The organism is Thermanaeromonas sp., assembly GCF_021890735.1.
GTDB lineage: Bacteria > Bacillota > DSM-521 > Neomoorellales > Neomoorellaceae > Thermanaeromonas.
In genome coordinates this window covers 17,498-43,839 of sequence record NZ_JAKKUR010000009.1, presented here as the reverse complement: position 1 = coordinate 43,839, position 26,342 = coordinate 17,498, and the positions used below count along the sequence as shown (strand labels likewise).

Genomic DNA, 26,342 nt, shown 5'->3' with positions numbered 1-26,342 from the left:
GGATCCCAGGTGTGATAAAATACGTCGGGAGGTGAGGGATAGGTGGCCCATACTAAATCGGCCAAAAAGCGGATCAAAATCATCGAAAAGCGCACTTTGCGGAATAAGGCCATAAAATCCAGGGTGAAGACGGCCATCAAGAAATTTGAGAAGGCGTTGGCCGGAGGTGCCTTGGAAGAAGCCAAGGAGAATCTTCGCCAAGCTCTGAGGATCATAGATAAGGCGGTTACAAAAGGGGTGTTGCACCGTAATACTGCGGCGAGGAAAAAATCGCGGCTGCAACAGCGCTTTAACCGGGCCGTGGCCGGGTAAGTGACCATATAAGTTGTTCGAGGATCAAGCGGGGGTCTCCTACACCTGTTTTCAAGGCTACGTCTGCCCTAAGGATTTTCTCTAGGGCTGAAACCGTGGACGCTAAGGAACTTTTCCTGGCAAGGCGTGCTATTTTCTTGGCCACCCAGGGATGCAGGCCCAGGATTTCTGCCAAGGGAGAAGCGGGCCCGTGGATGTGGGCGAGGAGCAGGAGACGAAACTGGCGGGCCATCATGCCCAGGATGGCCAAAGGAGCTTCACCAAAGGCGAGTAGCCTCCGACACAGGTCTATCGCTGTCGAGCGGTCTCCTTCCGCCAGGGCATCCAGGAGCTGGAAGATGGTTTTGGAACTTAGGGCAGCAGGGACCAGAGTCTCCACGTCCTTAAGGGTGATGGGTGTTCCGGGCGGAAGATAGAGATCGAGCTTCTCCAGTTCCTTTAACCCTTGCTCAAGTCCGGTAACGGCCTCGGCTAAGGCTTGAGCTGCTCCTTCTTCCAGGGACCGTCCTCGTTTCCGTGCTTCATCCTTAAAGTATTGGGCCAGTTCGGCTGGCGGTAAATTCCTAAATTCCACTACCCGCCCTGCTTGCTGAATAGCTTTTACAAGCTTTTTCCTCTTATCTATCTCCTCTCCGGCCAGAAGCACCAGGCATGAGGTAGGACAGGGCGGAGAGATAGCTTCAAGGAGGGCTTCCTCATTTAACGGAGCATCCTTTACCACGATTAAACGCCTAACGGATAATACCGGCGGTGTTTGTGTAGCGGAGAGGAGGGCCTCGAGATTTATTTCTTTTCCTTCAAACTCTTGGTAGTCCAAAAGCTCGGCTTCCGGGCCGAGCAATTTATTTTTAAGGGCTTCTACTGCCCGGGTAATAAGATATTTTTCCTGACCGTAGAAGAGATACACAGGAGCTACTGAGCCTGCGGTCAACTCTTTTTGAAGTTCTTGCCAGGTCATTTCAAACTCACCCGTTTAGAATATGTATTAGGGCGTTTAAAAGGCCCTTACCCTATTATAGCAACTATTACCTTTAGGGTACTAAAGAAGTTCACGGCGAACGTATTCACCGAACATGGGCTCGATAAATCTATACGTCCCTCGTCCGGTTTTTTCGATTATACCTTTCGCAATCAGGTAGTCTATAGCCCGCTTGATTTCGTTAGGATTGACTTTTCCGGTATATACTTTGGACCCTCGGGCGATGCTTCTTAATACCTGGCGGATGACGGGCCGGTGGCCGAGTTCTTCGATAATTACTTCGTATATGGGAGCCAGGCTGAGCATTGCCCGGTCGAAGCCTATTTTGATGATACCTGGTGTAATGGTAGACTTTGCTGTTTCGAGTAATATATAGTAGATCTCGGAACATAATAGCATCGTGTTATAAGGATGGCCTTGAGTTATCTCCAAAATTTGCCTAATTGCTTCTTCTTCAACAGCAAGATTTTGCTCCGCAAACTTTCGAGAAATATATTCTATCCATGCTTCTTGCGGGATAGGAGGGATAGAAAAAATAGTGGCAAAACGGTAAAATGCTTCTCTACGATTACCAAAAAGGGTCTTCATCATTCCTTCTTTTGAACCCAGGAATAAGTAAGATACCCTACGGTGGTTTTGGAAATACGATCGCATCTTTTTGTATATATCATCGCCTGCTATTTGACTAATGTCCTGAAATTCGTCGAACATCACTACCATATTTTTTCCGTCACGGGTGGCAATAGTCTCTGGGAGGTCTAAAGCGTAGTTAAGAACAGTGGCTTCGTCTAAATCAATGTGGAAGAGATCAACGCTTACTTGCAGGTCTTCAAGTTTAACCGCAAGTTTGGCGGTGTCAGCGAGTGCCTTAGCATGGCTCTTTAGAACATCTAAAGTTCTTCGCATACCCGTTCTGTTTTCGAGGCAACTGTTAATAAGAGACTGCGCCAGGTCACGCCTGTTTGAGAGGCGAAAACAGTCGACTGTGGCCGTATAAAACCCGCGCTTTTTCAGCCTGCGGAGAACTTCGTGGGCTAAAGAAGTTTTACCGGTTCTGCGAGGGCCTACCAGTACAATACTTTGTCCCCCTGCTAATCTCATCTCTAAGGTTGTTATAAAGGCTTCCCTATCTACGATGTCTTCTTCCGTGACCGGACCTCCGATAGGGAACAATTTGCCAGCCAGATTGAACACCTCCGGATATTACGTTAGTAGTAATATTTTATTACTGAATAAGTAATAGGTCAACGCTTGCTCGATTAAGTAGGCCTAAAACCGGTTTAGACCTTTGAGATTAGCAGGAACCAGCTTAAAGAGGGCGTAATTTACTTCTTATGGGGCAATATTTGATCGTAAGTGGGACTATCGCTTTTATAGCAGGGCTTTGGCTGGCTCGCTGGGTGATTTTACCTGCGCTGCCTGCCCTATTAGCATTTATAACTTTGGGAGCATTAACTTTATCTCCCTTTTTTAGAATACGGCCCTGGGCTAGGATGGCTCTTTTACAATTCGCTTTTTTAGCGGGCGGTTATGCTGTAGCTTCTTGGGATTATACTTACCATCGTAGCCAATTAAGTACAGAATTAAATACCTTCCTTGAACTGCAGGGTGTGGTGATCGAGGAGCCTAAAATATATTCTCAGCGGGTGGTCTATGTACTGGAAGCCCAAGAGATAAAGCAAGGAGAACGCCAATGTAAGATAAAGGAGAAGGTAGAGGTCATCCAGTATCTTCCACGGGATATAAAAGCTTCCGGGGTTTCTTCAGATTCTGCTCTATCCTGGGATATTCCTTACTACCGTTATGGCGATGTTTTAAAGGTTAAAGGTCGCTTGGAACTCCCGGCCACCGCCCGCAATCCCGGAGAATTTGATTACCGTGCCTATTTGGCCCGCCGTTACATATATACCCAGTTGATTGTAGATAATCCCGGAAATATAAGGAAAATAGGAGAGGGCAAGGGTTACCTGTGGTGGCATCTTGCTTTGAAGGCGAAGGAACGGGCTCGGGTGGCCATTACTTCAGCTCTTCCCCCGCGTTTTAGTGGCCTGCTTCTGGCTCTCCTTTTCGGGGATAAAGAAAAACTGGAACAGGAAGATGTGGATGTTTTTAAAACTTTGGGGGTCATGCATGTTCTCGCCGTCTCTGGCCTCCATGTGGGTTTCGTTTTACTTTTTCTTATGGGCCTAGCAGGAGTTCTAGGATTGCCCTTGAAGTGGGCTGTGACCCTAAGTATAGCGGGACTAATTTTTTATGCAGCGATGGCTGGTTTTAGCCCTTCTATTACCCGGGCGACTATCATGGGAAGCCTGGGTTTATACGGTTATCTAAAACGCCAAAACTTTAACTTTTATAGTTCCCTCTCTTTAGCAGCTTTCCTTATCTTAGTTTTTCAACCGCGCTACTTATATGATGCCGGATTCCAGCTATCTTTCTTAGCTACCTGGGGCCTTGTTTACCTGTATCCCTTGGTAGACGGCCTCTTAACCTGGCTTCCTCCTTGGCGGCGCTATCTGATCGTACCTTTGGCAGCCCAGATCGCTCTTCTCCCTTTGACCGTTTATTACTTCAACCTTCTTCCCCTTCTGAGCTTGCCGGCCAACCTGGTAACTATAGGTTTAAGTGGGGTGGTTACCCTTTTAGGGCTGGCCACTTTTCTGGCGGCCCTAATTTCCCCGGTGGCCGGGCAAGCTTTAGCTTCGGCCGCCGAACCTTTGCTGGCCTTTCTCCTATATGTACTCTATAAACTGGGCTCCCTGCCCGGCGCTGCCCTCCCACTTGCCACCCCGTCTCCAGCCTGGATTGTCGGCTATTATGCGGTACTTATTCTAGTACGGGAGGCTTACATGAGGTGGGAACACCCGCGCATGTTATGGTGGCGCACGCGCTATTTAAAGGGTAAGGCGCTGCGTAACACCCTCATTTGCCTCAGCCTGATAGGAGCGAGTATTTTTTTCTTATGGGATCATATTTCAGCCCGGGAGTTGCAGGTTACCTTCTTAGATGTAGGGCAGGGCGATGCCATATATATCCGTACCCCCGGTGGTAAACACGTGCTTATAGACGGGGGCGGCCGGCCGGACGACGATATGGGTAAGGAAGTAGGGGAAAAGGTAGTTATTCCCTTTTTGCATCGCCAAGGCGTAAGGAAGCTAGATGTGGTAATAAGCACCCATCCGGACGCTGACCATATGGGAGGGTTGCTGGCGGTTGTGGGAAGGATGCCCATTTCATTAATGGTGCTACCGCCCTTGAAGGGAAACTTTTTGTACGAATATGCGCCTTTACTGGAAAAGTTAAAGGAACGGCAAATTCCCTGGTCCGAAGCAAGCCGCGGAGACGGCCTTCGCCTTGATGATGTTGTAGAGGTTATATTTTTAAATCCCTCAAGCCGTACATCCGGAACCAAAACCTCGGACAATAGTTGTTCACTGGTCACCCGTCTTCAGTATGGCCGCATTACATTCCTTTTTACTGGTGATATAGAAACTTATAGTATGGAGGACATACTAAATAGTGGGCTAAATGTAAGCAGCACGGTTTTTCAGGTTCCCCATCACGGTAGCCGCTTTGGGTTGCATGAGAAGTTTCTGGAAGAAGTAGGGCCGTCTTTCGTAGTGATCTCCGTAGGCGCCAAAAATAGCTTCGGTCATCCTAGCCGCGAGGTCGTTGATTACTGGCGAACCAGGGGAATACCTGTTTTACGCACTGACGAGCACGGGGCTATCACCTTTTTTACCGATGGCCGGGGACTTAAGGTTAAAACTAAAGACAGTGACATCAAGATTCGGGTTGTTTCAGGGGATTCTCCTGCTTTAGCTGCTCCAGGGCCTCGGCTATAACACGTGCCAAAAGCTTAGCGGATCTCTGGGCTTGATCTAAAGTATTATTACTGCTTCCTATTTCTAAGAGGAGAGCACGGGGGTGTAAGTGCTGGTTATACCTGCCCTGCTGTACGCGGACACCGCGGCACAGTCCTGGATAGAGTTCATCCATTATTTTAGCCAGCTTTTGGGCAAAGGCTTCGTTTTGGCGCCAGTTAGGGTGCTCTAGCCGTGCGTTACTGCCTACGACGATCAATATCTGAGCTACTTCTTGATTATTGATATAAGCTACAGGTGGCTGTTTGAGTCCGGCATCCCTGTGGATATCCAGTACGATCTGGATGGAAGGATTTTCGGCTAGCATCCGGCGCACCGTCTTTTCCGAATTGGCGTAGGAAAGGGTAAAATCGGGATAATCATGGATAGTTTCTGACCGCACTACAGGAATGCCGTAATCCTGGGTTAAGGTTTCGGCCAGGACGGCGGCTACCCGGACTACGCCACCGTTTTGGCCAGGCAATTTTTCAGCCCCCTGGCTGGGTGCATAGGACTCTGCATTGTGGGTATTATAAATGGCTACCAGTGGGTGTTTGCTATCTTTGTCCAACTGATTAATATTTAGGGGTGGGGGAGGCGGGGGACTCTCTGATGTACCCGGGAAAGGGTACTCCTCTTCTTCAGCACTTAACATTGTCACTAGCTCCGGGGACAAGCTACGGAGGTAAAAGGGCCATAAGCCTTCTTCCTCAAAATGGGGAGGGTGGGAAGCCTTAAGGACTAACGTAGGTAACCCTGCGTATAGGATATTTTTCCAAAATGAGGGTGGAAAGGAGAAGGGAGCCAAGCTCTGGGAAAACTTAAAGAAAATTGAAGATCGTATCCCGAGGACAACCAATAAAAAAATGACGGCAATCCGCAGGAAATTTTTTTTCAAGGGTTTATCCCCCCCGCTACACCCATTTTATTCCTGTAACGTTCTTTTTAGACCAGTAGCTAAAAGGAGGCGAACCCTTTGACGGAAAACAAGCTCAAAGAGCTCCTTGAAGCTGTGCGTGAAGGCCGGGTAGACGTTGAGGAGGCGCTGAAGCGTTTAAAAAACTTAAGTTATGAAGACCTGTTTTACGCTAAGATCGACCATCATAGAGCTTTACGCCAGGGTTTCCCTGAGGTAATTTTCGGGCAGGGTAAAACAAAGGAGCAAATTGTGGCTATCTGCCGCCGCCTTTATGAAGCTGGCAGTACCGTATTGGTTACCAGAACTACGGAAGAGGTTTTTCAGCAGGTACGCTCAGAACTACCTTTGGCTCAGTTTAATTCCCTGGCCCGAACCATAGTGATACCTGCCGGTGAGATACCCCCTACAGGAGGCAGGGTGGCTGTTTTAAGCGCAGGCACGGCGGACTTACCTGTAGCTGAGGAGGCGGCGGTTACGGCCGAAGTTATGGGCAATGAGGTGGTAAGAATTTATGATGTGGGAGTAGCAGGCATACACCGGCTGCTGGACCAGATGGACAGAGTCCGGGAGGCCGACGTTATTATTGTCGTGGCAGGGATGGAGGGAGCTTTAGCTAGCGTGGTAGCAGGTATGGTTTCCCAGCCAGTTATTGCCGTACCTACAAGCGTAGGATACGGGGCCAGCTTCGGGGGTTTGGCTGCCCTTTTGACCATGCTTAACAGCTGCGCTATAGGGGTAGGTGTAGTAAATATTGATAACGGTTTTGGGGCAGCAGCCCTGGCCACGGCTATCACACGGTTGAAAAGGTAAGTAGTTAGTATAATCCACCTCCTTTTGGGTAAAGCTATGGAGGAATGGGAAAGGAGGTGGAGTAAGTGCAAAATTGGCTAGGAGCGGTGATTAGATTTATCGTATCAGCCCTGGTGTTGATGCTTGTAGCTTACTTGTTGCCGGGCATCAGAGTAGCGGGCTTCACCGGTGCTCTCGTAGCGGCGGTAGTCATCGCCGTACTGGGTTGGGTAATAGAAGCTCTGCTAGGTAAGCGCATTTCACCTCACGGACGGGGTATCGTAGGTTTTCTGGTAGCGGCAGTAGTAATTTATCTAGCTCAATTCCTCATACCTCAGTTTTTGCAAGTAAATATTTTAGGGGCACTCCTCGCTGCTCTGGTGATCGGCGTTATTGATGCCTTTGTCCCTACAGAGCTCCGCTAAAGTAAATGTATATGGTGTACTAGCAGGAGCAAGGATATACCAAAGGGCCCGGCTTTAAGCCGGGCTCGCTTTTTGCTATAATCAGGGCCAGGAGGTTTTGACTACCTTGACCAAGCAGGAGCGTATCCGTAATTTCTGTATTATAGCCCATATCGATCATGGCAAATCTACCTTAGCCGACCGTCTGCTAGAGTATACCGGTGCCCTTAGCCCGCGCGAAATGGTAGACCAGGTGTTGGATACCATGGAACTGGAGCGCGAACGGGGCATAACCATTAAACTTCAGGCGGTGCGGCTGGTTTACCGTGCCCGTGACGGCCAAGAGTACATCCTTAATTTGATCGATACTCCTGGCCATGTAGATTTTACGTATGAAGTCTCCAGGAGCCTGGCTGCGTGCGAAGGGGCCTTGCTGGTGGTGGACGCCAGCCAGGGAGTAGAAGCCCAAACTGTTGCCAACTTATATTTGGCCCTGGAGCATAATTTGGAGATTATACCCGTTATCAATAAAATCGATCTGCTCAATGCTGAACCCGAGCGGGTACGCCGCGAGCTGGAAGAGGTCTTGGGACTGGACGGAAGCCAGGCCATACTTGCTTCAGCCAAGACGGGATACGGGATTGAAGAGATCTTAGAAGCCATTGTCAGCCGTATCCCACCGCCGGAAGGGGATCCAGACGCACCTCTACAAGCCCTTATTTTTGATTCTTATTTCGATTCCTACCGTGGAGCCATCCCTTATGTGCGGGTGGCCAACGGCCGCTTAACTAAAGGCATGGTCATCCGTATGATGTCTACAGGCAAGGAATTCGAGGTTACCGAAGTGGGAGTATTTACTCCTAGGCCCCGGCCGGTGGAGGCTCTGGAGGCCGGGGAAGTGGGGTACCTGGCGGCCAGCATTAAAAACGTGCGGGATACCCGTGTCGGAGATACCATAACTTCAGCGGAAAGGCCGGCCGCACATCCCTTGCCCGGGTACCGGCCCGTAACTCCCATGGTCTATTGCGGCCTTTACCCGGTGGATTCTGAGAAGTACGAGGAACTTAAGGAGGCTCTGGAAAAACTCCAGCTAAACGATGCCGCCCTTGTCTTTGAACCCGAAACTTCAGCAGCGCTCGGTTTCGGCTTCCGCTGCGGTTTTTTGGGCCTTTTGCACATGGAGATTGTCCAAGAACGGTTGGAGAGGGAATACGGTCTGGAGCTGATTACTACGGCTCCCAGCGTAGTTTACCGGGTGACCCGCACCAACGGGGAAGTCCTTCATATTGATAACCCTACCCGCCTTCCGCCACCGGGGAGTATAGCTACCATAGAGGAGCCTTACGTTAAGGCTACTCTGATGCTGCCTACTGAATATGTAGGTGCGGTGATGGAGCTTTGCCAGGATAGAAGGGGCGAGTTTGTCTCCATGGAGTATCTTTCGGAAAAGCGGGTGGTCCTGACTTATGAGCTACCCTTGGCGGAGATTATCTATGATTTCTTTGACCAGCTTAAATCCAGGACTCGGGGATATGCGTCTCTAGATTATGAGCTTATAGGTTACCGTCCCTCTGACTTGGTAAAACTGGATATCTTGATAAACAATGAAGTAGTAGATGCCTTATCGGTGATAGTCCACCGGGACCGGGCATACCAGCGTGGCAGGGCTTTAGTGGAAAGATTAAAGGAGCTCATTCCCCGGCAGCTCTTCGATGTGCCTATACAAGCGGCCATCGGGAGCAGGGTTATCGCCCGGGAGACCATCCGGGCCTTGCGTAAAAACGTTTTGGCTAAATGTTACGGTGGCGATGTTACCCGCAAGCGCAAGCTTCTGGAAAAGCAAAAAGAAGGGAAGAAGAGGCTAAAAAAGCTGGGCAAGGTAGAAATACCCCAGGAAGCCTTCATGGCTGTGCTGAGGATAGATTAGAATGCATCTTTATATCCATCTTCCCTTTTGCCTTAAGAAGTGCAACTATTGTGATTTTATTTCCTACGCCGGGATTCCTCGCGGGCAGGTGCGGCGCTATTTGGCTGCCTTGTTTAAAGAGATGGAGTTAGTGGCTGCCCGTTTTCAGCCGAGAAAGATTTCCACCCTTTATTTAGGCGGGGGGACCCCTTCTTATCTTTCAGGAGAAGAATTGCTGGATATAATTGAGAGGGTCCGGAATATTTTTGGTATTGAAGAAGAAGCGGAAATTACTTTAGAGGCTAATCCCGGCACCTTAACTCCTAAGAAACTAGAGCTTTTGCGGCTGGCTGGCGTAAACCGCCTATCCTTGGGGGCTCAAAGCTTTGATGACGCATTGCTTAAGGCCATGGGGAGGGTTCACCAGGCCAAGGATATCTACCAGGCTTTCTATTGGGCACGAGAAGCCGGTTTTAGCAATATTAATCTGGACCTGATTTACGGGCTACCCGGTCAAACCTTCTCCCAGTGGGAAGATACACTAAATCAGGCCATAAAGCTTTATCCCGAACACGTCTCTACTTATGCCCTAGAATTATCTATAGATACTCCCTGGGGTAGGAGACAAATGCTGGGCGATTTACTTCTTCCCGCAGAGGAAGAAGTTCTATCCATGTACGGGCTTGCCTGCCAGAAACTTAAGGAAGCAGGCTTCGAGCACTACGAGATATCCAACTTTGCTCGACTGGGCTTTAAGTGCCGCCATAACCTAAGTTATTGGGAGAACCAGGATTATTTGGGACTAGGCGCGGCTGCCGCGTCTCACTGGAGGGGTAAAAGATGGCAAAATGAGATTGCCATAGAAAATTACTGCCGGTCCCTGGAGGAAGGCAAGCTCCCGGTAGCCGAGGAAGAAGAGCTAGACCGGCGTCAGAAGATGGGGGAAACCCTTTTTTTAGGTTTGCGGTTGCGCAAAGGTATAAGCCTTAAGGAATTTAAAGACCGGTTTGGGGAAGAGCTTATGTCGGTATACGGGCCGGAAATAGAGCGCCTTGTTAGCTCAGGTCTGGTAGAGATAAGGGAGGGGCGCATGGTTATAACAGAAAAGGGCTTGCCCCTGGCCAACGAAGTCTTCCTGGCTTTTGTTTAACCCCCCGAATTTGCTTGACAAATCAAAAAGCCGGTGCTATGTTGTTAATGAAAGTTTTAGCACTCTATAATTTAGAGTGCTAAGTCGGGAAAAGGTGAGGCAGGGTGCGGGTGGAGGGACGAAAGAGGAAGATATTAGAGGCTATAATATTAGACTATATTGCCACCGGCGAACCGGTAGGGTCACGTACTATCGCACGGCGTTATAATTTAGGCGTAAGCCCGGCTACCATACGGAATGAAATGGCAGATTTAGAAGAACTCGGTTTACTTGAGCAACCCCATACCTCAGCCGGCCGGGTGCCTTCTGATCTGGGCTACCGGTATTATGTGGATTGTCTCATGGAGCGGCAGGAGCTTTCCCAAAGTGAAAAAGATTATATCCGAAGCCGGTTCGAGCAGAAACTAGGAGAAATAGAGCAGGTATTGGCCGAGGCCACCCGCCTCCTGGCCGAGATGACCAATTTAGCTGCTGTGGGATTAGGACCTTATCAGGGCCGGGCTTATATCAGGCAGGTGCAGCTCTTCCATGTTTCCCCTGGCCGGGCTTTGTTGGTAGTGGTTACCAGCAACGGTCTAGTAGAACACCACTTTTTCAGCGTACCCTGCGGGATCAGCCAGTTTGAGCTGGAGCGTGTTTCGCGCCTTTTAAACCACCGGCTTCAGGGAATAATTTTGGAAGAGCTTAAACCTAGTATTTTGAATGATATCTACAGGGAATTGGTGGCCGAACACCGGGAGCTCTGTTCTTTGTTAATGGAGCTTTTAGAGCGGTTGAGCAAGCTAGAGAAAGAAGAGAAGATTTTCCTGGAGGGGACGTTAAACCTCTTTGAGCAGCCTGAGTTTAGGGATATCAACAAGGTAAAGAGCTTGCTGTCTATCCTGGGGCAGGCGGATACCCTGCGGGAGCTTTTTGCCCAGGGGCCGCCGGCCGGGTTAACCATAAAAATCGGCCGGGAAAATAAATACCAGGGAATAAGCAAGTGCAGTGTCCTAACCGTCACTTATGAAATAAATGGCGAGGTTATCGGTAATGTAGGGGTTTTAGGACCCACTCGTATGGATTATTCCCGCACGATCTCTATTTTGGAATACGTGGCACAAAATCTTTCTCGAGCCTTAGAAAGGCTCTGCGGATGAAGTGTTTTGGATAACTTTTTAAAAAAGAGGTCTGAGGCCGGTGCATTAATGGCGCTGGCCTTTTTTCCGAAAGGGAATGGAGGAAAGGGTTAATATGGTTTGTGAAGGAAGCAAGGTTAAATTTGAAGGAGGCCAACAGGTGAAATTAGAACCCGAAGGCAAAGAAGTAGACCAGCCCACAGAAGCGCCCGAAGAGGTTCCCGTCTCCAGTAAGGAAGAAGCTGAGGGGGTTCCAGCCGGAGAAGTAGAGGAAGCGCCACCCGAAGTAAAGGTGGAAGGAGAAGAAGTAGAAGGAAAAGAAGCAGAAGCAGAAAGGGATGTCCGGGAACAAGAGATAGCCGCTTTAAAAGAAGAAGTAGAATCCTTACGTTCGCAGCTTATCCGCCTGCACGCTGATTTTGATAACTATCGTAAGCGAGTCCGGCGGGAGCAGCAGGAGATGAAGGAGACAGCGACAGCCGGCCTTATCAAAGAGTTGCTCCCTGTGTTGGATAACTTAGAGCTGGCTCTGGCAGCGGCCAAAACCGGGGGAGAAAAGGAAGCTTTTGTGTCCGGAGTGGAAATGGTTTGGCGCCAGTTGCTAGAAGTGTTGAGCCGGGAGGGGCTTACCCCTATAGAAGCAGTAGGCCGGCCCTTTGATCCTTTCCAGCACGAGGCAGTGGCCACAGAGGAGGCTTCAGAAGCCGGCCAATATAATACGGTCACTGCGGAGCTCCGTAAAGGGTATCTGTTGAAGGGTAAGCTTTTACGCCCTGCCTTGGTGAAGGTAGCTGTTCCCCCTGCTCCTCCGCCGGAGGCCAGTACAGAAGATAAGAAGGAAGAATCTTAGTCGTGACTAATCTTTACGAGCCTCTTGAGGAGGTGTTTTGATTTATGGGTAAGAAAAGTAAAGTTTTAGGAATCGATCTCGGAACTACCAACTCCTGTATGGCCATAATGGAAGGCGGCGAAGCTGTGGTAATACCTAACGCTGAAGGCGGTAGAACCACTCCTTCGGTAGTAGCCTTTACTAAGGACGGCGAACGCCTGGTAGGCCTAGCCGCTAAGCGCCAGGCCATCACCAACCCTGAGCGTACTGTTATTTCCATTAAACGGCACATGGGGACCAATTATAAGGTAAGGATAGACGATAAAGAGTACACTCCCCAGGAAATCTCAGCTATGATCCTCCAGAAACTCAAGGCTGATGCCGAGGCCTATCTGGGGGAAAAGATCACCCAGGCTGTTATCACTGTTCCGGCTTACTTTACAGATAGCCAGAGACAGGCCACAAGGGATGCTGGACGTATCGCAGGCTTAGAGGTTCTACGTATTATAAATGAGCCCACGGCTGCTTCTTTGGCCTACGGGTTAGATAAAGGTGAGGACCAGACTATCCTCGTTTATGACCTGGGCGGCGGTACCTTTGATGTGTCTATTTTAGAGCTGGGAGACGGCGTCTTTGAGGTCAAAGCTACCAGCGGTAACAACCGTTTGGGTGGGGACGATTTTGACGAAAGGATAATGAACTGGCTTATCGATATTTGCCGCCGCGAGTACGGTGTAGATTTAAGACAGGACCGCATGGCCATGCAGCGGCTTAAAGAAGCTGCGGAAAGGGCTAAAATTGAGCTTTCCAGTGTTACCAGTACCAATATCAATCTGCCGTTTATTGCGGTAACCTCTAGCGGTCCGGTACACCTGGACGTCACTTTGACGCGAGCCAAGTTTGAAGAACTTATCGCTGACTTGGTGGAGAAGACGGTGGAGCCCATACAGCAGGCCTTAGCCGATGCGGGCCTCAGACCCGAAGACATAGACAAGGTCTTGCTAGTCGGTGGATCCACCAGGGTACCCTTGGTACAGGAAACAGTGCGCAGGGTACTGGGTAAAGAACCCCATAAGGGTATTAACCCAGACGAATGTGTGGCCATGGGGGCAGCTATCCAAGGAGCCGTGCTGGCTGGAGAGGTCAAAGATATATTGCTGCTGGATGTAACGCCGTTGTCGCTGGGCGTGGAGACCTTGGGAGGAGTGTTCACCAAGATCATCGAGCGGAATACCACGATTCCTACCTCTAAAAGCCAGATCTTTACTACCGCGGCTGACAACCAGACTACGGTTGAGATCCATGTTCTCCAGGGCGAGCGCCCCATGGCGGCGGACAACAAGAGCCTCGGCCGGTTCCAGCTTACCGGTATCCCGCCTGCGCCGCGAGGGGTGCCCCAGATCGAAGTCAAGTTTGATATCGATGCGAACGGTATCGTCCACGTATCGGCCAGGGATTTGGCTACCGGCAAACAGCAGGCCATCACCATTAAGTCGTCGAGCGGCCTGAGCGAAGAAGAGATACAGCGCATGATCAAGGAAGCCGAGATGTACGCCGAGGCTGACCGCCGGCGCAAGGAGGAAGCAGAAACCAGAAACCAGGCGGATTCCCTCATTTACCAGGCCGAACGTACCCTTAAGGAGTTCAAAGAAAAAGCCGATAAAAGCGATGTCGAGAGGATTGAACAGGCTAAAAAAGAACTGCAGGATGCTCTGGGAGGCAAGGACATTGCTAAGATTAAAGAAAAGATGGAAGCCCTCTCCCAGGCTGTCTTTGCCCTTACCACCAAGGTGTACCAGCAGACCGGGCAGCAAACCGGCGGCCAGGCCTGGCAGGCCACGGGTACCGAAGGGCCCTCTTCAGGTCGCGATAACGTAGTAGATGCCGAGTATAAAGTTATGGATGATGATAAGAAATAAAAATCGGTGATGGGTCATGCCCAAACGAGACTATTACGAGGTGCTGGGTGTCAGCCGGGATGCTTCGGCAGAGGAGATAAAAAAGGCTTACCGCCGGCTGGCACGCCAGTACCATCCCGATCTCAACCCGGGTAATAAAGAGGCGGAAGAGAAGTTCAAGGAAGTCCAGGAAGCTTACGAGGTTTTAAGCGACCCGGAGAAGAGGGCCCGGTACGACCAATTTGGTCATGCGGGCTTGGGCGCGGACGGCGCCGGACCGGGTCCCGATTTCGGGGGTTTCGATTTTGGCACTGCTTCTGCCGACTTCGGAACTTTTGGCGACTTGTTTGATATGTTCTTTGGAGACCCCTTTGGGACCCGGAGACGGGCCGGGCCCCAGCGGGGCGCCGATGTCCGGCTGGATTTAGATATTTCCTTTGAGGAAGCTGCCTTCGGGACGGAAAAGGAAGTGGGGGTGCCTCGCCTGGAGAGATGCCCGGACTGCGGCGGTTCCGGGGCCGCACCGGGGACCTATCCTGTGGATTGCCCGACCTGCCAGGGTACAGGGCAGGTGCGGTATTCCCAGCGTACCCCGTTGGGCCATTTTCAGACTATACGGACCTGCCCTCAGTGCCGCGGGACAGGTACTATTATCACTAGTCCGTGTAAAACCTGCCGCGGTCGGGGTCAAGTGCAGCGGACAAGGAAAATTAAGGTCAAGATACCCCCGGGAGTGGACACAGGAGCTCGCCTGCGCTTAGCAGGAGAGGGCGAGGCGGGAGAACGGGGTGGCCCACCGGGCGACCTGTATGTATATATAAATGTGCGCCCCCATCCTATATTCCGGCGGGAAGGTTTTGACGTAATCTGCGAAATACCCGTTTCTATGGTCCAAGCAGCCCTGGGTGATGAAATCGAGGTTCCAACACTGGACGGCAAAGTCCGGCTAAAAATACCCGAGGGGACCCAGAGCGGCACCTCTTTCCGGTTGAAAGGGAAAGGGATACCACGCCTAAACGGGACCGGGAGAGGCGACCAGCATGTAGTAGTACGGGTGCTTACTCCCAGGAACCTTACCGAAAAGCAGAAGGAGATTTTGAGGGAGTTTGCCCGTTCATACGGTTGGGAGCCTTCTGAGCGGGAAAAAGACCAAGATAAAGGTTTTTTTAGGAAAGTAAGAGACGCTTTTATGGGATGATAGACTCATCATGAAGTGGCAGGAAATAACTGTTACTACCCCGAGATGTGCTGCAGAAGCCGTAGCTCATTTATTTTATGAGGCGGGCGTCCAGGGGCTGATTATAGAGGAAGGCGGCGATGGGCGGGTCTCCCTGCGGGGTTACCTTCCCGAAGGTCCTCTGCTGAAGCTCAGGCTGGAAGAACTTAGAGAGAAGGCAAATGAACTGGAGCATTTTTTTCCCGATTTCTATGCCTTTTTTACCACCCGGTGGGTAGAGGAAGAAGATTGGGCTAGCTCTTGGAAGGCATACTATAAACCAATCAAGGTAACCGAGCGCCTGGTGGTAAAGCCGAGCTGGGAGGATTATTCTGCCCGGCCGGGGGAAATGATAATCGAACTTGATCCGGGAATGGCCTTCGGGACGGGTACTCACCCCACCACCGTTATGGCCTTAAAGTTCCTGGAAGAATTCCTAAAGCCGGGGTTTATAGTTTATGATGTGGGTACAGGGTCCGGTATTCTAGCTATTGCTGCTGCCTTGTTGGGGGCTGCTGAAGTAATAGCCGTAGATAGCGACCCGGTAGCGGTCAGGGTGGCTAAGGAAAATTTAGAACGTAACCGGGTGCAGAGTACAGTAAGGGTGGAAGAGGGGGACCTGCTCTCCGGGTTTACGAAGAGGGCTGACATGATAATAGCTAATATAGTTGCCAGCGTACTTCTTAAGCTTCTCCCTCAGGCCGCGAAAATTTTAAAGCCTGGAGGTTATGTTATATTAGGTGGTATTCTAGCCTCGCACCAGGCTGAAATATTGGAAGCCCTTAAAAATCACGGCTTTCGTCTAATAAAACAGGATAGCCAAAGTGATTGGGTAACTTTAGCGGCAAAGAAAGGGTGAGCCGGAGTGGCCCACCATTTTTTTATACCTGGCCGACATTCCAAAGGCACCAGAGTGATGCTGTCCGGAGAAACTGGGCATCATGCTGCTCGGGTTTTACGCCTTAAAGTCGGGGAAGAGATCACCCTAGCCGACGAGCGGGGAGGCTTATTTCGTGGAAGGGTTACTGCCGTCCTGGAAGGAGAAGTGGAGGCTGAGCTTTTAGAAGACCTGCCTTCCGTAGAACCGCCTTTAACGGTGACTTTACTGCAGGGGTTACCCAAAGGCGATAAGATGGATTTAATCGTAGAAAAATGCACAGAATTAGGGGTGAAGCGGATAATTCCCCTTTTGACGGAGAGGGTGGTAGTTCGCCTGGATGAAGAAGCGGCCTTGCGCAAAAGAGAACGGTGGCAAAGGGTGGCCCGGGCGGCAGCACAGCAGAGCCGGCGCGGCCACATACCGGCAGTGGAGCTTCCCCGGACATTGGAAGAGGCCTTGGGGGTTATTCCTGCGGAAACCCTGCTTTTGATTCTTTGGGAAGGGGAAAGGAGCTGTGGCCTTAAGGGGGCGCTGGGACGAGCATCTCCCGGCCAACCTGTGGCTTTGATTGTGGGACCAGAAGGTGGATTAAGTAAAAAGGAAGTTGAGCTTGCCTGTAAGGCGGGGGGTATACCGGTACACCTAGGGCCGCGGATTTTACGGACGGAGACAGCGGGTTTGACCTGCCTTGCCATTGTCATGTATGAACTGGGAGATTTGGGCAGACTGTTTTAGGAGGTGAAAACGTGGCTTCCCGGCGGGTGGCCCTGGCCAGCTTGGGATGTAAAGTCAACCAAAACGAATTAGAAGCCCTTAAAGGTCTATTTCAGCAAGCTGGGTACGAAATAGTGCCCTTTGATGAGACTGCTGATGTATACGTCATTCATACCTGTACCGTTACCCATTTAAGTGACCGTAAATCCCGCCAATTGATCCGGCGGGCCACCCGGCAAAATCCGGAAGCCATTGTGGCGGTAACGGGTTGTTACTCACAAGTTGCACCGGAAGAAGTTTTAAAGATTCCCGGCGTGGATGTAGTCGTAGGTACCCGTGAGCGGGCGCGGCTGGTTGAGCTGGTAGAAGAAGCGCGGCGAACTGGTAAGACCGTAAACGCTGTGCGCCCGCACGAAAAAGGAGAACCCTTTGAGGAGTTACCCCTCGTCCAGACTTCCCGCTCCCGCGCTTTTGTCAAGATCCAGGAGGGTTGCGAAGAATTTTGTACATATTGTATCGTACCCTATGCGCGAGGGCCTTTACGTAGCCGGGCGCCAGAAGCCGTTATTGCCGAAATTAGAAAGCTTGTTACTGCCGGGTACCAGGAGATAGTTCTCACGGGAGTCCATGTGGGAGCCTACGGCCGGGAACGAGGAGATATAGATCTTGAGGGGCTTTTAAAACTTGTGGTGTCTATTCCCGGCCTGGGACGGGTACGGGTTAGCTCCATAGACCCTCCTGATTTTACTCCCGGGCTCGTTGCAGTTTTGACAGGTTCGGAAAAGATCTGCCCCCATTACCATATTCCTTTACAGAGCGGTGATGACTGGATTTTAAGGCGCATGGGCCGCCGGTACAACGTTAAGCAGTACCTGGATTTGATCGCCAGCCTCCGGCAGGGCCGTCCCCGGGCCGCCATTACCACAGATGTTATAGTGGGTTTTCCGGGTGAAAAAGAAGAACATTTCCGGCATACCTTAGAAGTGGTTGAAGAGGTTGGCTTCTCCCGCGTACATGTTTTCCCTTTTTCACCCCGGGCACGTACTGCCGCAGCCTTAATGCCCGGGCAAGTGGATGCTGAAGTTAAAAAAGAAAGGGTAAACAGGCTTTTAGAGCTCGCCCGCAGGCTAGCCGCCGAGTATGCACAAGGATTTATAGGGGAGACTTTAGAGACGTTGGTGGAAGAGGAGATGCCTGGGCGCGAAGGTTTTTGGGAGGGCCATACCGGAAACTATCTGCTGGTATCTTTTTTGGCTCGGGAGCCCTTAAGAGGTCGGTTGGTGCCCGTAAAGATAGCGGAGTACCGGGAAGGAAGGCTTTGGGGAGAAGTCTCTTATGAAGGATGCAGGATTTTCTAAAAGATAAATCGAAAATAAACCTGGTTTCGTCTTGACCACTTTATGGGAGGAGGAAAAACATATGTCCGACTGCATTTTTTGTAAAATAGCTGCGGGAGAGCTTCCTTCAGAGATGGTTTATCAGGACGAACGGGTAGTGGCCTTCAAAGATATACGCCCTGTGGCGCCCGTGCATATACTCATCATCCCCCGCAAGCACATCCCCGACCTTACGGCCATAACCGAAGAAGATGCAGAGCTTATCGGGCACTTGCACCTTGTGGCTGTTAAAGTGGCCCGGGAGCTTGGCTTGGCTGACCGGGGTTTCCGCTTGGTCAACAATTGTAAGCAGGAAGGAGGCCAGGTCATCTATCACCTTCATTACCACCTCTTGGGCGGGCGGCAATTGAGAAACTTGTGTTAAAGAGCTTTTAACTAAGATAGGAGGTTTGCCTCTTAAAATGGAATATCGTCCTTTGGGGCGCACGGGATTTAAGGTTTCTGAGCTGTGCTTTGGTGCTCTGCCCATGGGGCCACGCCAAAAGAATTTAGATGTGGCTACCTGTGAAAAGCTTATCCGCCGGGCCCTGGAGGGAGGAGTAAACTTCATAGATACAGCCCAGATTTACGAGACCTATGAGCCGATAAGGAGAGCCATCAAGGGGTACGGCCAGGAAGTAGTAATAGCCAGCAAATCCACAGCCGAAGATTATGAGGGAATGAAAAAGGCCGTAGAAGAGGCTTTAAGCAAGTTGGGCTTAGACCATATCCATATTTTCCACCTCCATGCTGCGAGGGCCACGGAAAAGGTCTTTGCAGAAAGGGCCGCAGCGTTACAGTACTTGCTAGAGGCCAAGGAAAAGGGAATTATCGGTGCGGTGGGTATATCTACCCATTCGGTGCTTGCGGTCCGGGAAGCGGCGAACCGTGAAGAAATAGATGTAATTTTTCCTCTCATAAATATAAAAGGGATGGGACTTTTACACGGAAACCGTGAGGAAATGCTGGAAGCTATAGAAGAGGCTGTGGCAAAGGGGAAGGGCGTGTACTTGATGAAGGTACTGGCCGGAGGCAACCTGATCCAGCAGTACCGGGAAGCCATGGAGTTTGCGAGAAAAATACCGGGGGTAGCCTCTATAGCTGTGGGAATGCTGACTGAGGAGGAGGTAGAATATAACCTTCGCTACTTCAACGGGGAGGATCCTGGTGAGCCTTTAAGTTTGAGCAAACGTTTTGCTGTAGTAGAAACGGTATGCGTAGGAGATGGAGCTTGCTTAAAAGCGTGCGCCAGCGGGGCTATTACTTTAAACCAAGGAAAAGCCCGGATTGACCCTGAAAAATGCATATTGTGTGGCTACTGCACTGAAGTTTGTCCCCAATTTGCCATCCGGATGATATAAAGATATTTTAAAAAAGGAAAAACAACGTTCAATGTGGAATACATATAAAGCGAAGTGCAGCAGCTGCCACCGGTTAGGAGGGGAGGGAGACGGTCGAATGAGCGAAGTTCGCGTGGGAAAAGATGAGAGCTTAGATAGCGCTCTGAGGCGTTTCAGACGCCTTTGCCAGAAGGATGGACTGATGGCAGAGATGCGCAAACGGGAGCATTATGAGAAGCCCAGCGTAAGGCGGAAGAAAAAGGCCCAGGCTGCTAAGAAGCGGCACTGGCGATAAATTATTTTTAGCCTTCCTCCCCCAAAAGAATATATTCTTCGATACTGTCCGGTAAGGCGGCTGCTTTACAAACAATATAAGGTGACTTTCGCCCGGTTGATACGGCCGGGCTTTTTTACTGCTTTTTATTTTGAGACGGCTATTAAAGGGGTCTTTTTCCAGAACGAGAGGCATAGATTGAGTAAGAGGGGGCGGATTTAATTATGCCGGTACGGCAGGGAAAGGGTCGGAAATCGGCAGAGTTCGTGAAGGCCAAAGACCACATGGCAAGCTTCTTAGATCTGCCCCAGGAAGCGGTCTGTGACTGGCCCCGCCTAACACTAATTGGGAATAGCCGGTTACTGCTGGAAAACCACCGGGGAGTAGTTACTTATGAAAGCGGACTATTACGAGTAAATGCAACCTTAGGTCAGCTGGAGATAACCGGAAAGGATTTAAAGCTTAAGGTCCTTCGTCCTGACGCCATGGCTGTAGAAGGAAGTATTAAGTCGATAAAGTTTTTGGAAAGGTATTAGCCCGGAGGGGGAGGCCGGTGAGAGGGCAGGATTGGCAGGCTTTTTTCAAGAACTATGTGGTAATTGAGGTAGAAGGGAATAACTTAGAAGAATTCCTGGATGTCGCCTTGCACCAAGGTGTTATCTTTTGGGATATAATCCAGGGGCCCGGGCCCAAATTTAGAGCTAAAATACCGGTAGCTTGCTTTGCGCAGCTCCGGCCGGTAGCCAGAAAAACCCGCTGTCGTGTCCGCCTTATGGACAAGCGGGGGATTATCTTTTGGTGGCAGCGTGTCAAAACGCGGCAGAGCTTTTTAGCAGGGGCTGTCCTTTTCCTGCTGGGCCTTTTATTTCTTTCTAATTTTGTCTGGGCGGTGGACGTGCTACCGCGAGGGGAGCTAAAAAAGGTGGACCCCAACTTGCTGAAGGTCGTAGCGGCAGAAGCGGGTTTAAGGGTAGGAACCTGGAAGGGGAGTCTTGATGCGCGTGCGCTGGAGCATGAGATCCTCATGAGAGTGCCGGAACTGGCCTGGGTGGGAGTAAACTTCCAAGGTACCAGGGCGTGTATTGAAGTGACGGAAAAACTTTTTCCTTTAGCGGAAGAGGGTGGATCAGAACCGGCACATATAGTAGCTGCTAAAGATGGTATAATATCCGAAATCCTTGTTCTGGCGGGCCAGGCCAGGGTTGGCGTGGGCGATACCGTACGCCAGGGCGACATTCTCATTTCTGGCCTCATTTTACCGCCTAGGGAGAATCCTTCCGGGCAGGAGGGACAACCTGGGCCTCCCGCTTTACCCCGGTTGGTAAGGGCTCGAGGAATCGTCAGAGCCAAGGTCTGGTACGAGGCGGAAGGGCAGTCGCCCAGGGAAGAGGTTAAGGAAGCCTTTACTGGAGAGCACAGCACAACTGTAATATTACGTACCCCCGACCGGGAATATATTCTTAAGGGTTCGCCGGAACCGCCTTACCTAAGCTTCCGGCAGGAAAATAGAATTATCAAATTGCCTACCTGGAGGAATTTTACCTTCCCTGTCGAACTGATTATTGTGACTTATTTTGAAACCTCGGTGGATAGAAGATGGTTAAGCCGGGAAGAGGCGGTAACCAGGGCTAAAGAGCAAGCCCTTTTGTCTTTGCGACAGAGCCTTTCAGACCGGGCTAGAGTTTTAGGCGACAGGATCATAGGGATCACGGAGGAGCCCGGCCTGGTACGGGTTAAGGTTCTTTTGGAGGTGGAGGAAGATATAGGCCAGACAGTAAACCTCAGGGAACCTCCGAGACAGGCTGGTAGCTAAACGGTGGACCTAGCAGAAAACTTTGGGGGATAGCCCTTCTTTACTCTCCTCAGAGAATGGAGTATAATAAACTGTCGCACAAAGTGTATGTATAAAGAGGAGGTTGATTGTTAAATTTGAGTGAGCATCTCGAGGTTAAGGTAGTCGTGGGTAGTAACGGGGAAGCGGCCAATCTTTTTGGCCTTCATGATGAAAATCTAAAATATATTGAAAGCCAGGCAGGCGCTCGCATAGTAGCCAGAGGTAATGAAGTGTATATTTCGGGGGAAAAACAGGAGGTGGAGGAGCTAGAGGAGCTTTTTCGTCAGCTCCTGGGCTTAGTAAAAATAGGTTCCACTATAAATACCAATACCATTAACTATACGTGGAATCAAGTACGGCAGAGAAAGAGAAGGAAAGATGTGCCGTCGCCCGACCTGGCGGAAGCGTTAGGGGAAGTTCTTTATATAACACCCCGGGGGAAGCAGATCCGTCCGAAAACCTTGGGGCAATTACGTTATGTGCAGGCTATACGCGAACACGATATAGTATTCGGAATAGGACCTGCGGGGACGGGCAAAACTTATCTGGCGGTGGTGATGGCGGTTTGTGCCTTGCGTTCCCGCAGCGTAGAAAGAATAGTATTGGCCCGGCCGGCCGTGGAGGCGGGTGAGAAGCTGGGCTTTTTACCTGGTGATCTTCAAGAAAAGGTAAATCCCTATCTTCGCCCCCTTTACGATGGACTATATGATGTGCTAGGTATGGAAACAGCACAGAAATATATGGAGAAGAATATTATAGAAGTAGCGCCGTTGGCTTATATGAGGGGTCGCACCTTGGACGATGCCTTCATAATTTTAGATGAGGCCCAGAACACCACTACCGAACAAATGAAGATGTTTTTAACACGCCTCGGTTTCGGATCTCGAGCGGTGATAACCGGAGATATTACTCAGATAGATCTGCCCCGCGATGTGCCTTCCGGTCTGGTAGAGGCCCAGCGCATCCTAAGGGGCATAGACGGTATAGCCTTTGAATATTTAACCGAAGCTGATGTAGTACGGCATCCTCTGGTGCAAAAAATTATTAAAGCCTATGAAAGGAGTGAACGGGCTTGGCGTGGCAATGGCTCGTAGGCCAGCTACGCTCATTATGGGCCCGTGGAGGGAAGGTAGGTTTATCGAACAGGCGAGCCCTCTGGGGAGGGGTTTTATTTTTTCTGGCTTTGGCCATTGTTGCTGTGGACTTTTTACCCCAGAAGCTGGATCTTAAAGTAGGCCAGCCTAGCCCCAGGGATATTAAAGCTCCCCAGGGTATCGTTTATGAAAGTGAAGTATTAACCGCCCGGGCTCGCGAAGAAGCAGAACGAAGGGTGGAACCTGTCTATAGAATCGACAACACGGTTACTGATAAGGTAGTAGAAGAGGCTCGGATCCCTTTTCAAAGCGTGCGCCAAATACTTCTTGAAACTTCAGAAGCGAGCCTAAGGGAAGAAAGACTAAAGACTGCTCTATCCGGTTGGGAGGTGGATAATTCCACCATTAAGGTATTGGCTTCAGCTGGCCAGGACACTTTAAACAGGCTAGAAGAGGGGCTTATACAGATTATACGCCGGCATATGCAGGGAGCTTTAGCCCAAGAAGCTCTGGAAAGCATTCGGGGAAAAATGCTTGCCGACGTTGAGGCACTAAGTATAGAAGCGAAATACAAGTCCTTCCTGGCTGCTATCGTCCGGAAGCTGGAGCTTAAACCTACGCTGGTATATGATGTTGCTGCCACCCTACAGCGCCGGGAGAAAGCCCGGGCCGAAGTAGCTCCCGTACAGGTGACCATCCGCCAGGGGGAGAAAATAGTAGGTGACGGGGAGATTGTTACCGAGGAAGATATAGAAGCTTTACAGAAATTAGGGTTGCTACGTCCTGAGACACCTTGGAGAGGCTTGGTGGGCTTAGGCTTGCTCCAAGGAGTTTTAGTGTTCCTTATGCTTTTCTATTTGCGTACCTTTAAAAGAAAGATTTATGGCGACGATCGGCTCCTTTTGCTTTTGGGGCTCCTATGGGTGGTTTTCCTTGTCTTTTCGCGGGGCGTTACCGCTATAAGCTTAGGTAATCCCTCAGAAATGTCCAGAGTAATAGGGTATCTCATCCCTGTGGCCGCAGGTTCCATGCTTACAGCTATTCTTGTCGATGCCCAGGTCGCCTCGGTTTTTACGGTTTTTTTGGCCCTGGAAGCGGGTATCTTAGGGGGAAACTACTTCCATATTACTGCGGCGGGAATCGTAAGCGGGCTGACAGGGGTGTATTGCGTAAATCACCTGGACCAGAGATCGAGCTTGGCCAGGTCCAGCATTTTTATTACTTTGGCCAATATGCTGGCGGTGCTGGCTCTAGGTTTACTTTTAGAACACTCTTTACTAGAGACAAGCTTAGGCTTAGGCTTGGCCGTGGCCAATGGGGTGCTTTCTGCGGTTTTGACCATCGGTTTTTTACCCTTTTTGGAGAATACCTTCGGTATTACTACTGCAGTGAAGTTACTTGAACTATCTAATCCCAACCACCCCCTCTTAAAGAGGCTTTTATTAGAAGCACCTGGTACCTACCACCACAGCCTACTGGTAGCCAATCTCGCAGAAGCGGCAGCCGATGCCATAGGGGCGGATTCCTTGCTTGCTCGTATCGGTGCTTACTATCATGATATCGGCAAGCTTAAGCGACCCTACTTTTTCATTGAAAACCAAGTGGGGATGGAAAACCCCCATGATAAATTGTCACCCTCTCTAAGTAGCTTGATAATATCCTGTCATGTGAAGGACGGATTGGAGCTAGCCCGTGAATTTGGGCTTCCCTCTGTAGTGCAGGATATTATTGCTCAGCACCACGGTACAACCCTTATGTCCTTCTTTTACCACAAGGCCTGCGAAAAGAGCCGGGGCTTGGAAGTAGATGAAGAAGAATTTCGTTATGAGACACCCAAACCGCAGACAAAAGAGGCGGCCATTGTTATGCTGGCCGACAGTGTAGAGGCTGGGATAAGGGCGCTACCTAAGATTACGCCAAACCGCATGGAAGGTTTTGTGCGCAGGATTATAAAAGAAAAATTGGAGGATGGTCAGCTAGAGAACAGCGATTTAACCTTCCGGGACCTCGCTTTAATAGGAGATGCCTTTTTAAAGGTTTTAAATGGTATATATCATTCCCGGGTGGAATATCCAGAGGTAGTCCTGCGGGAAATGGAAAGGAGAAGGGGCCGCAATGGAGTGCTTCATAAACAATCAGCTGGATAGCGAACTGGAACCCCACTTGGAAAGAATGATAAGGAGGATCCTTGAGGAGGCGGCCAGGCTTGAGGGGGTACCTGAGACGGCGGAAGTGAGCTTAACTTTGGTGGATGATGAGGAGATACGCCGCTTAAATCGAGATTTTCGCGGGATAGATGCTCCTACCGACGTTTTATCTTTTGCCCTCCAGGAGAAAGCTCCCGGAGAACCCGAGATTAAGGAAGAAGGGGAGCTTCTTTTGGGAGATATTTTTATTTCACTGGATACTGCCCGGCGCCAGGCTAAAACTTACGGGCATTCCCTGGAGAAAGAGATAGGGGTACTGGTTGCCCACGGCTTTTTGCACCTTTTAGGTTACGACCATGATACCCCGGAAAAAGAGGAGATAATGTTCCGGCGGCAGGAAGAACTGTTAGACAGGGTGGGAATAAAGGGATGATTAACAAGTTCAGGGCGGCCTTAGCCGGTCTGTTTTATACCTTGCGTACCCAGGTTAATATGGGTATCCATTTAACAGCGGCTGCAGGGGTGTTTTTCCTGGGTTACTACTTCCGGCTAGAAGGTTGGGAATGGGGCATTTTAATTCTAACGGTGGCCTTCGTACTTGCGGCGGAAACCTTTAATACGGCCTTGGAGTTAGCTGTAAATCTATCTTGTCCCCATTACCATCCCCTGGCTCGGAAGGCTAAAGATGTGGCCGCAGGAGCCGTTTTGGTCACTGCATTAGGGGCTGTGGCAACAGGCCTCCTCATTTTTTTACCCAGGTTTCTCCAAATATTTAATAGCGGTTTTTAAGGATTGTGTTCCTTACGCAAGATACTACGGTAGAAGAGGCGGGAAGGTTCGCCTACGGGCCGACCCGATAGTAAGCCCAAATGCTCAAGGAGATCCAGAGTTCCAGAGGTAAGCTGGTAGTTACTCACTTCTTTTAAGGGGATCCAACGTGCCTCAGCCACATCGGAAGCAGGTTTTAGCTCTCCGGAAACGTAGCGGGCCCAAAAGTCTACCAGCACGAAGTGGTATTTAACCCTGTCCAGGTCGTCCAGATAGATGCTGTCTAACACCGCTACCGGTGGTCCGACTTCGATAACGATACCGCATTCTTCGGCTATTTCCCTTTGCAAAGCCTCGCTTAACGTTTCTCCAGTCTCTACTCTACCCCCAGGGATGCTCCAAAGTCCCCGGGCGGGTGGATGTCCTCGCAGTACCAGAAGGATTCTTTCACCCTCTACAATTATTGCTCCCACGCCAACCAAAGGCTGACCAGGGTAAATACGAGACATTTACCTACTCTCCCTTCACCTTTTAA

At 50.3% G+C, this 26,342-nt stretch carries 26 protein-coding genes; 22 read left to right on the top strand and 4 right to left on the bottom strand.

Going from position 1 to position 26,342, the window contains the following annotated elements; all coding sequences use genetic code 11:
* Positions 1-42 precede the first annotated feature (42 nt).
* Positions 43-312: a 30S ribosomal protein S20 gene (gene rpsT / locus L5656_RS03440; RefSeq protein WP_297199056.1), complete on the top strand. Its 270-nt coding sequence runs from the start codon at positions 43-45 to the stop codon at positions 310-312.
* Here rpsT and holA read toward each other — a convergent pair.
* Together holA and L5656_RS03430 are read right to left on the bottom strand one after the other, a co-directional pair.
* Positions 290-1,270, bottom strand: coding sequence for a DNA polymerase III subunit delta (gene holA, locus L5656_RS03435; RefSeq protein ID WP_297199053.1), 981 nt, complete (start codon positions 1,268-1,270; stop codon positions 290-292). The two genes, rpsT and holA, sit on opposite strands and share 23 nt — an antisense overlap.
* 81 nt (positions 1,271-1,351) lie before the next feature.
* Entirely contained in the window at positions 1,352-2,464 is a 1,113-nt protein-coding gene (locus tag L5656_RS03430) for an AAA family ATPase (protein ID WP_297199050.1), read from the bottom strand.
* A 173-nt stretch (positions 2,465-2,637) separates the two neighbouring features.
* On the opposite strand from L5656_RS03430, the gene L5656_RS03425 reads away from it, so the two are divergent.
* Complete coding sequence (locus L5656_RS03425) at positions 2,638-5,133, top strand: DNA internalization-related competence protein ComEC/Rec2 (RefSeq protein WP_297199047.1); 2,496 nt, start codon at positions 2,638-2,640, stop codon at positions 5,131-5,133.
* Here L5656_RS03425 and spoIIP read toward each other — a convergent pair.
* Positions 5,072-5,806: a stage II sporulation protein P gene (gene spoIIP, locus L5656_RS03420; RefSeq protein ID WP_297199045.1), complete on the bottom strand. Its 735-nt coding sequence runs from the start codon at positions 5,804-5,806 to the stop codon at positions 5,072-5,074. The genes L5656_RS03425 and spoIIP overlap by 62 nt on opposite strands.
* A 321-nt stretch (positions 5,807-6,127) precedes the next feature.
* Between spoIIP and larB the strand changes: the two genes are divergently transcribed.
* The 20 genes from larB to L5656_RS03320 all read left to right on the top strand — a co-directional run bounded on the left by larB (position 6,128) and on the right by L5656_RS03320 (position 25,828).
* Positions 6,128-6,880, top strand: coding sequence for a nickel pincer cofactor biosynthesis protein LarB (gene larB, locus L5656_RS03415; RefSeq protein WP_297199043.1), 753 nt, complete (start codon positions 6,128-6,130; stop codon positions 6,878-6,880).
* Positions 6,881-6,945: 65 nt separating this feature from the next.
* Positions 6,946-7,284 (top strand): phage holin family protein, encoded by a 339-nt coding sequence (locus L5656_RS03410; RefSeq protein WP_297199040.1) that lies wholly within the window; start codon positions 6,946-6,948, stop codon positions 7,282-7,284.
* Positions 7,285-7,390: 106 nt separating this feature from the next.
* Entirely contained in the window at positions 7,391-9,190 is a 1,800-nt protein-coding gene (gene lepA, locus L5656_RS03405) for a translation elongation factor 4 (RefSeq protein WP_297199037.1), read from the top strand.
* 1 nt (position 9,191) lies between these two features.
* Positions 9,192-10,319, top strand: coding sequence for a radical SAM family heme chaperone HemW (gene hemW, locus L5656_RS03400; protein ID WP_297199034.1), 1,128 nt, complete (start codon positions 9,192-9,194; stop codon positions 10,317-10,319).
* Positions 10,320-10,429: 110 nt separating this feature from the next.
* Positions 10,430-11,458 carry a heat-inducible transcriptional repressor HrcA gene (gene hrcA, locus L5656_RS03395; RefSeq protein WP_297199031.1) on the top strand — a complete coding sequence of 343 codons (1,029 nt, stop codon included), beginning with the start codon at positions 10,430-10,432 and terminating at the stop codon, positions 11,456-11,458.
* A 139-nt stretch (positions 11,459-11,597) separates the two neighbouring features.
* The gene (grpE, locus tag L5656_RS03390; RefSeq protein WP_297199027.1) at positions 11,598-12,287 is read left to right on the top strand and encodes a nucleotide exchange factor GrpE; all 690 of its coding nucleotides are present in this window, start codon (positions 11,598-11,600) and stop codon (positions 12,285-12,287) included.
* Positions 12,288-12,331: 44 nt separating this feature from the next.
* On the top strand, positions 12,332-14,185 hold the full coding sequence (gene dnaK, locus L5656_RS03385; RefSeq protein ID WP_297199024.1) for a molecular chaperone DnaK: 1,854 nt from the start codon (positions 12,332-12,334) through the stop codon (positions 14,183-14,185).
* Positions 14,186-14,201: 16 nt separating this feature from the next.
* On the top strand, positions 14,202-15,362 hold the full coding sequence (gene dnaJ / locus L5656_RS03380; protein ID WP_297199021.1) for a molecular chaperone DnaJ: 1,161 nt from the start codon (positions 14,202-14,204) through the stop codon (positions 15,360-15,362).
* 10 nt (positions 15,363-15,372) lie between these two features.
* The gene (gene prmA / locus L5656_RS03375) at positions 15,373-16,239 is read left to right on the top strand and encodes a 50S ribosomal protein L11 methyltransferase (RefSeq protein ID WP_297199018.1); all 867 of its coding nucleotides are present in this window, start codon (positions 15,373-15,375) and stop codon (positions 16,237-16,239) included.
* A 6-nt stretch (positions 16,240-16,245) separates the two neighbouring features.
* Positions 16,246-16,995, top strand: a complete 750-nt coding sequence (locus L5656_RS03370) for a 16S rRNA (uracil(1498)-N(3))-methyltransferase (RefSeq protein WP_297199015.1) — start codon at positions 16,246-16,248, stop codon at positions 16,993-16,995.
* Positions 16,996-17,006: 11 nt separating this feature from the next.
* Complete coding sequence (mtaB, locus tag L5656_RS03365) at positions 17,007-18,332, top strand: tRNA (N(6)-L-threonylcarbamoyladenosine(37)-C(2))-methylthiotransferase MtaB (protein ID WP_297199012.1); 1,326 nt, start codon at positions 17,007-17,009, stop codon at positions 18,330-18,332.
* A 61-nt stretch (positions 18,333-18,393) separates the two neighbouring features.
* A complete protein-coding gene (locus L5656_RS03360) occupies positions 18,394-18,735 on the top strand; it encodes a histidine triad nucleotide-binding protein (RefSeq protein ID WP_297199009.1) in 342 nt (113 codons plus the stop codon).
* A 37-nt stretch (positions 18,736-18,772) separates the two neighbouring features.
* Positions 18,773-19,711, top strand: a complete 939-nt coding sequence (locus L5656_RS03355) for an aldo/keto reductase (protein WP_297199006.1) — start codon at positions 18,773-18,775, stop codon at positions 19,709-19,711.
* A gap of 97 nt (positions 19,712-19,808) precedes the next feature.
* On the top strand, positions 19,809-19,985 hold the full coding sequence (gene rpsU / locus L5656_RS03350) for a 30S ribosomal protein S21 (protein ID WP_297199003.1): 177 nt from the start codon (positions 19,809-19,811) through the stop codon (positions 19,983-19,985).
* Positions 19,986-20,188: 203 nt separating this feature from the next.
* Positions 20,189-20,500: a sporulation protein YqfC gene (gene yqfC / locus L5656_RS03345; RefSeq protein ID WP_297199000.1), complete on the top strand. Its 312-nt coding sequence runs from the start codon at positions 20,189-20,191 to the stop codon at positions 20,498-20,500.
* A gap of 17 nt (positions 20,501-20,517) precedes the next feature.
* The gene (yqfD, locus tag L5656_RS03340) at positions 20,518-21,777 is read left to right on the top strand and encodes a sporulation protein YqfD (protein WP_297198997.1); all 1,260 of its coding nucleotides are present in this window, start codon (positions 20,518-20,520) and stop codon (positions 21,775-21,777) included.
* A gap of 116 nt (positions 21,778-21,893) precedes the next feature.
* On the top strand, positions 21,894-22,892 hold the full coding sequence (locus L5656_RS03335; protein WP_297198994.1) for a PhoH family protein: 999 nt from the start codon (positions 21,894-21,896) through the stop codon (positions 22,890-22,892).
* Positions 22,871-25,039, top strand: coding sequence for an HD family phosphohydrolase (locus L5656_RS03330; protein WP_297198991.1), 2,169 nt, complete (start codon positions 22,871-22,873; stop codon positions 25,037-25,039). Before L5656_RS03335 ends, L5656_RS03330 begins: the two co-directional genes overlap by 22 nt.
* Positions 25,008-25,472 carry an rRNA maturation RNase YbeY gene (ybeY, locus tag L5656_RS03325; RefSeq protein WP_297198988.1) on the top strand — a complete coding sequence of 155 codons (465 nt, stop codon included), beginning with the start codon at positions 25,008-25,010 and terminating at the stop codon, positions 25,470-25,472. The genes L5656_RS03330 and ybeY overlap by 32 nt, the downstream gene beginning before the upstream one ends.
* Positions 25,469-25,828, top strand: coding sequence for a diacylglycerol kinase family protein (locus L5656_RS03320; protein ID WP_297198985.1), 360 nt, complete (start codon positions 25,469-25,471; stop codon positions 25,826-25,828). The genes ybeY and L5656_RS03320 overlap by 4 nt, the downstream gene beginning before the upstream one ends.
* On the opposite strand, the gene L5656_RS03315 is transcribed toward L5656_RS03320, so the two are convergent.
* Positions 25,825-26,316, bottom strand: coding sequence for an NUDIX hydrolase (locus L5656_RS03315; RefSeq protein ID WP_297198983.1), 492 nt, complete (start codon positions 26,314-26,316; stop codon positions 25,825-25,827). The genes L5656_RS03320 and L5656_RS03315 overlap by 4 nt on opposite strands.
* Positions 26,317-26,342: the final 26 nt, after the last annotated feature.

Bases quoted from the DNA above. Each gene is read 5' to 3' on its own strand.
- holA (WP_297199053.1), bottom strand. From the start codon at position 1,270: ATGACCTGGCAAGAACTTCAAAAAGAGTTGACCGCAGGCTCAGTAGCT.
- spoIIP (WP_297199045.1), bottom strand. From the start codon at position 5,806: ATGTTAAGTGCTGAAGAAGAGGAGTACCCTTTCCCGGGTACATCAGAG.
- hemW (WP_297199034.1), top strand. From the start codon at position 9,192: ATGCATCTTTATATCCATCTTCCCTTTTGCCTTAAGAAGTGCAACTAT.
- dnaK (WP_297199024.1), top strand. From the start codon at position 12,332: ATGGGTAAGAAAAGTAAAGTTTTAGGAATCGATCTCGGAACTACCAAC.
- dnaJ (WP_297199021.1), top strand. From the start codon at position 14,202: ATGCCCAAACGAGACTATTACGAGGTGCTGGGTGTCAGCCGGGATGCT.
- prmA (WP_297199018.1), top strand. From the start codon at position 15,373: ATGAAGTGGCAGGAAATAACTGTTACTACCCCGAGATGTGCTGCAGAA.
- L5656_RS03360 (WP_297199009.1), top strand. From the start codon at position 18,394: ATGTCCGACTGCATTTTTTGTAAAATAGCTGCGGGAGAGCTTCCTTCA.
- L5656_RS03355 (WP_297199006.1), top strand. From the start codon at position 18,773: ATGGAATATCGTCCTTTGGGGCGCACGGGATTTAAGGTTTCTGAGCTG.
- rpsU (WP_297199003.1), top strand. From the start codon at position 19,809: ATGAGCGAAGTTCGCGTGGGAAAAGATGAGAGCTTAGATAGCGCTCTG.
- yqfC (WP_297199000.1), top strand. From the start codon at position 20,189: ATGCCGGTACGGCAGGGAAAGGGTCGGAAATCGGCAGAGTTCGTGAAG.
- ybeY (WP_297198988.1), top strand. From the start codon at position 25,008: ATGGAGTGCTTCATAAACAATCAGCTGGATAGCGAACTGGAACCCCAC.
- L5656_RS03320 (WP_297198985.1), top strand. From the start codon at position 25,469: ATGATTAACAAGTTCAGGGCGGCCTTAGCCGGTCTGTTTTATACCTTG.
- L5656_RS03315 (WP_297198983.1), bottom strand. From the start codon at position 26,316: ATGTCTCGTATTTACCCTGGTCAGCCTTTGGTTGGCGTGGGAGCAATA.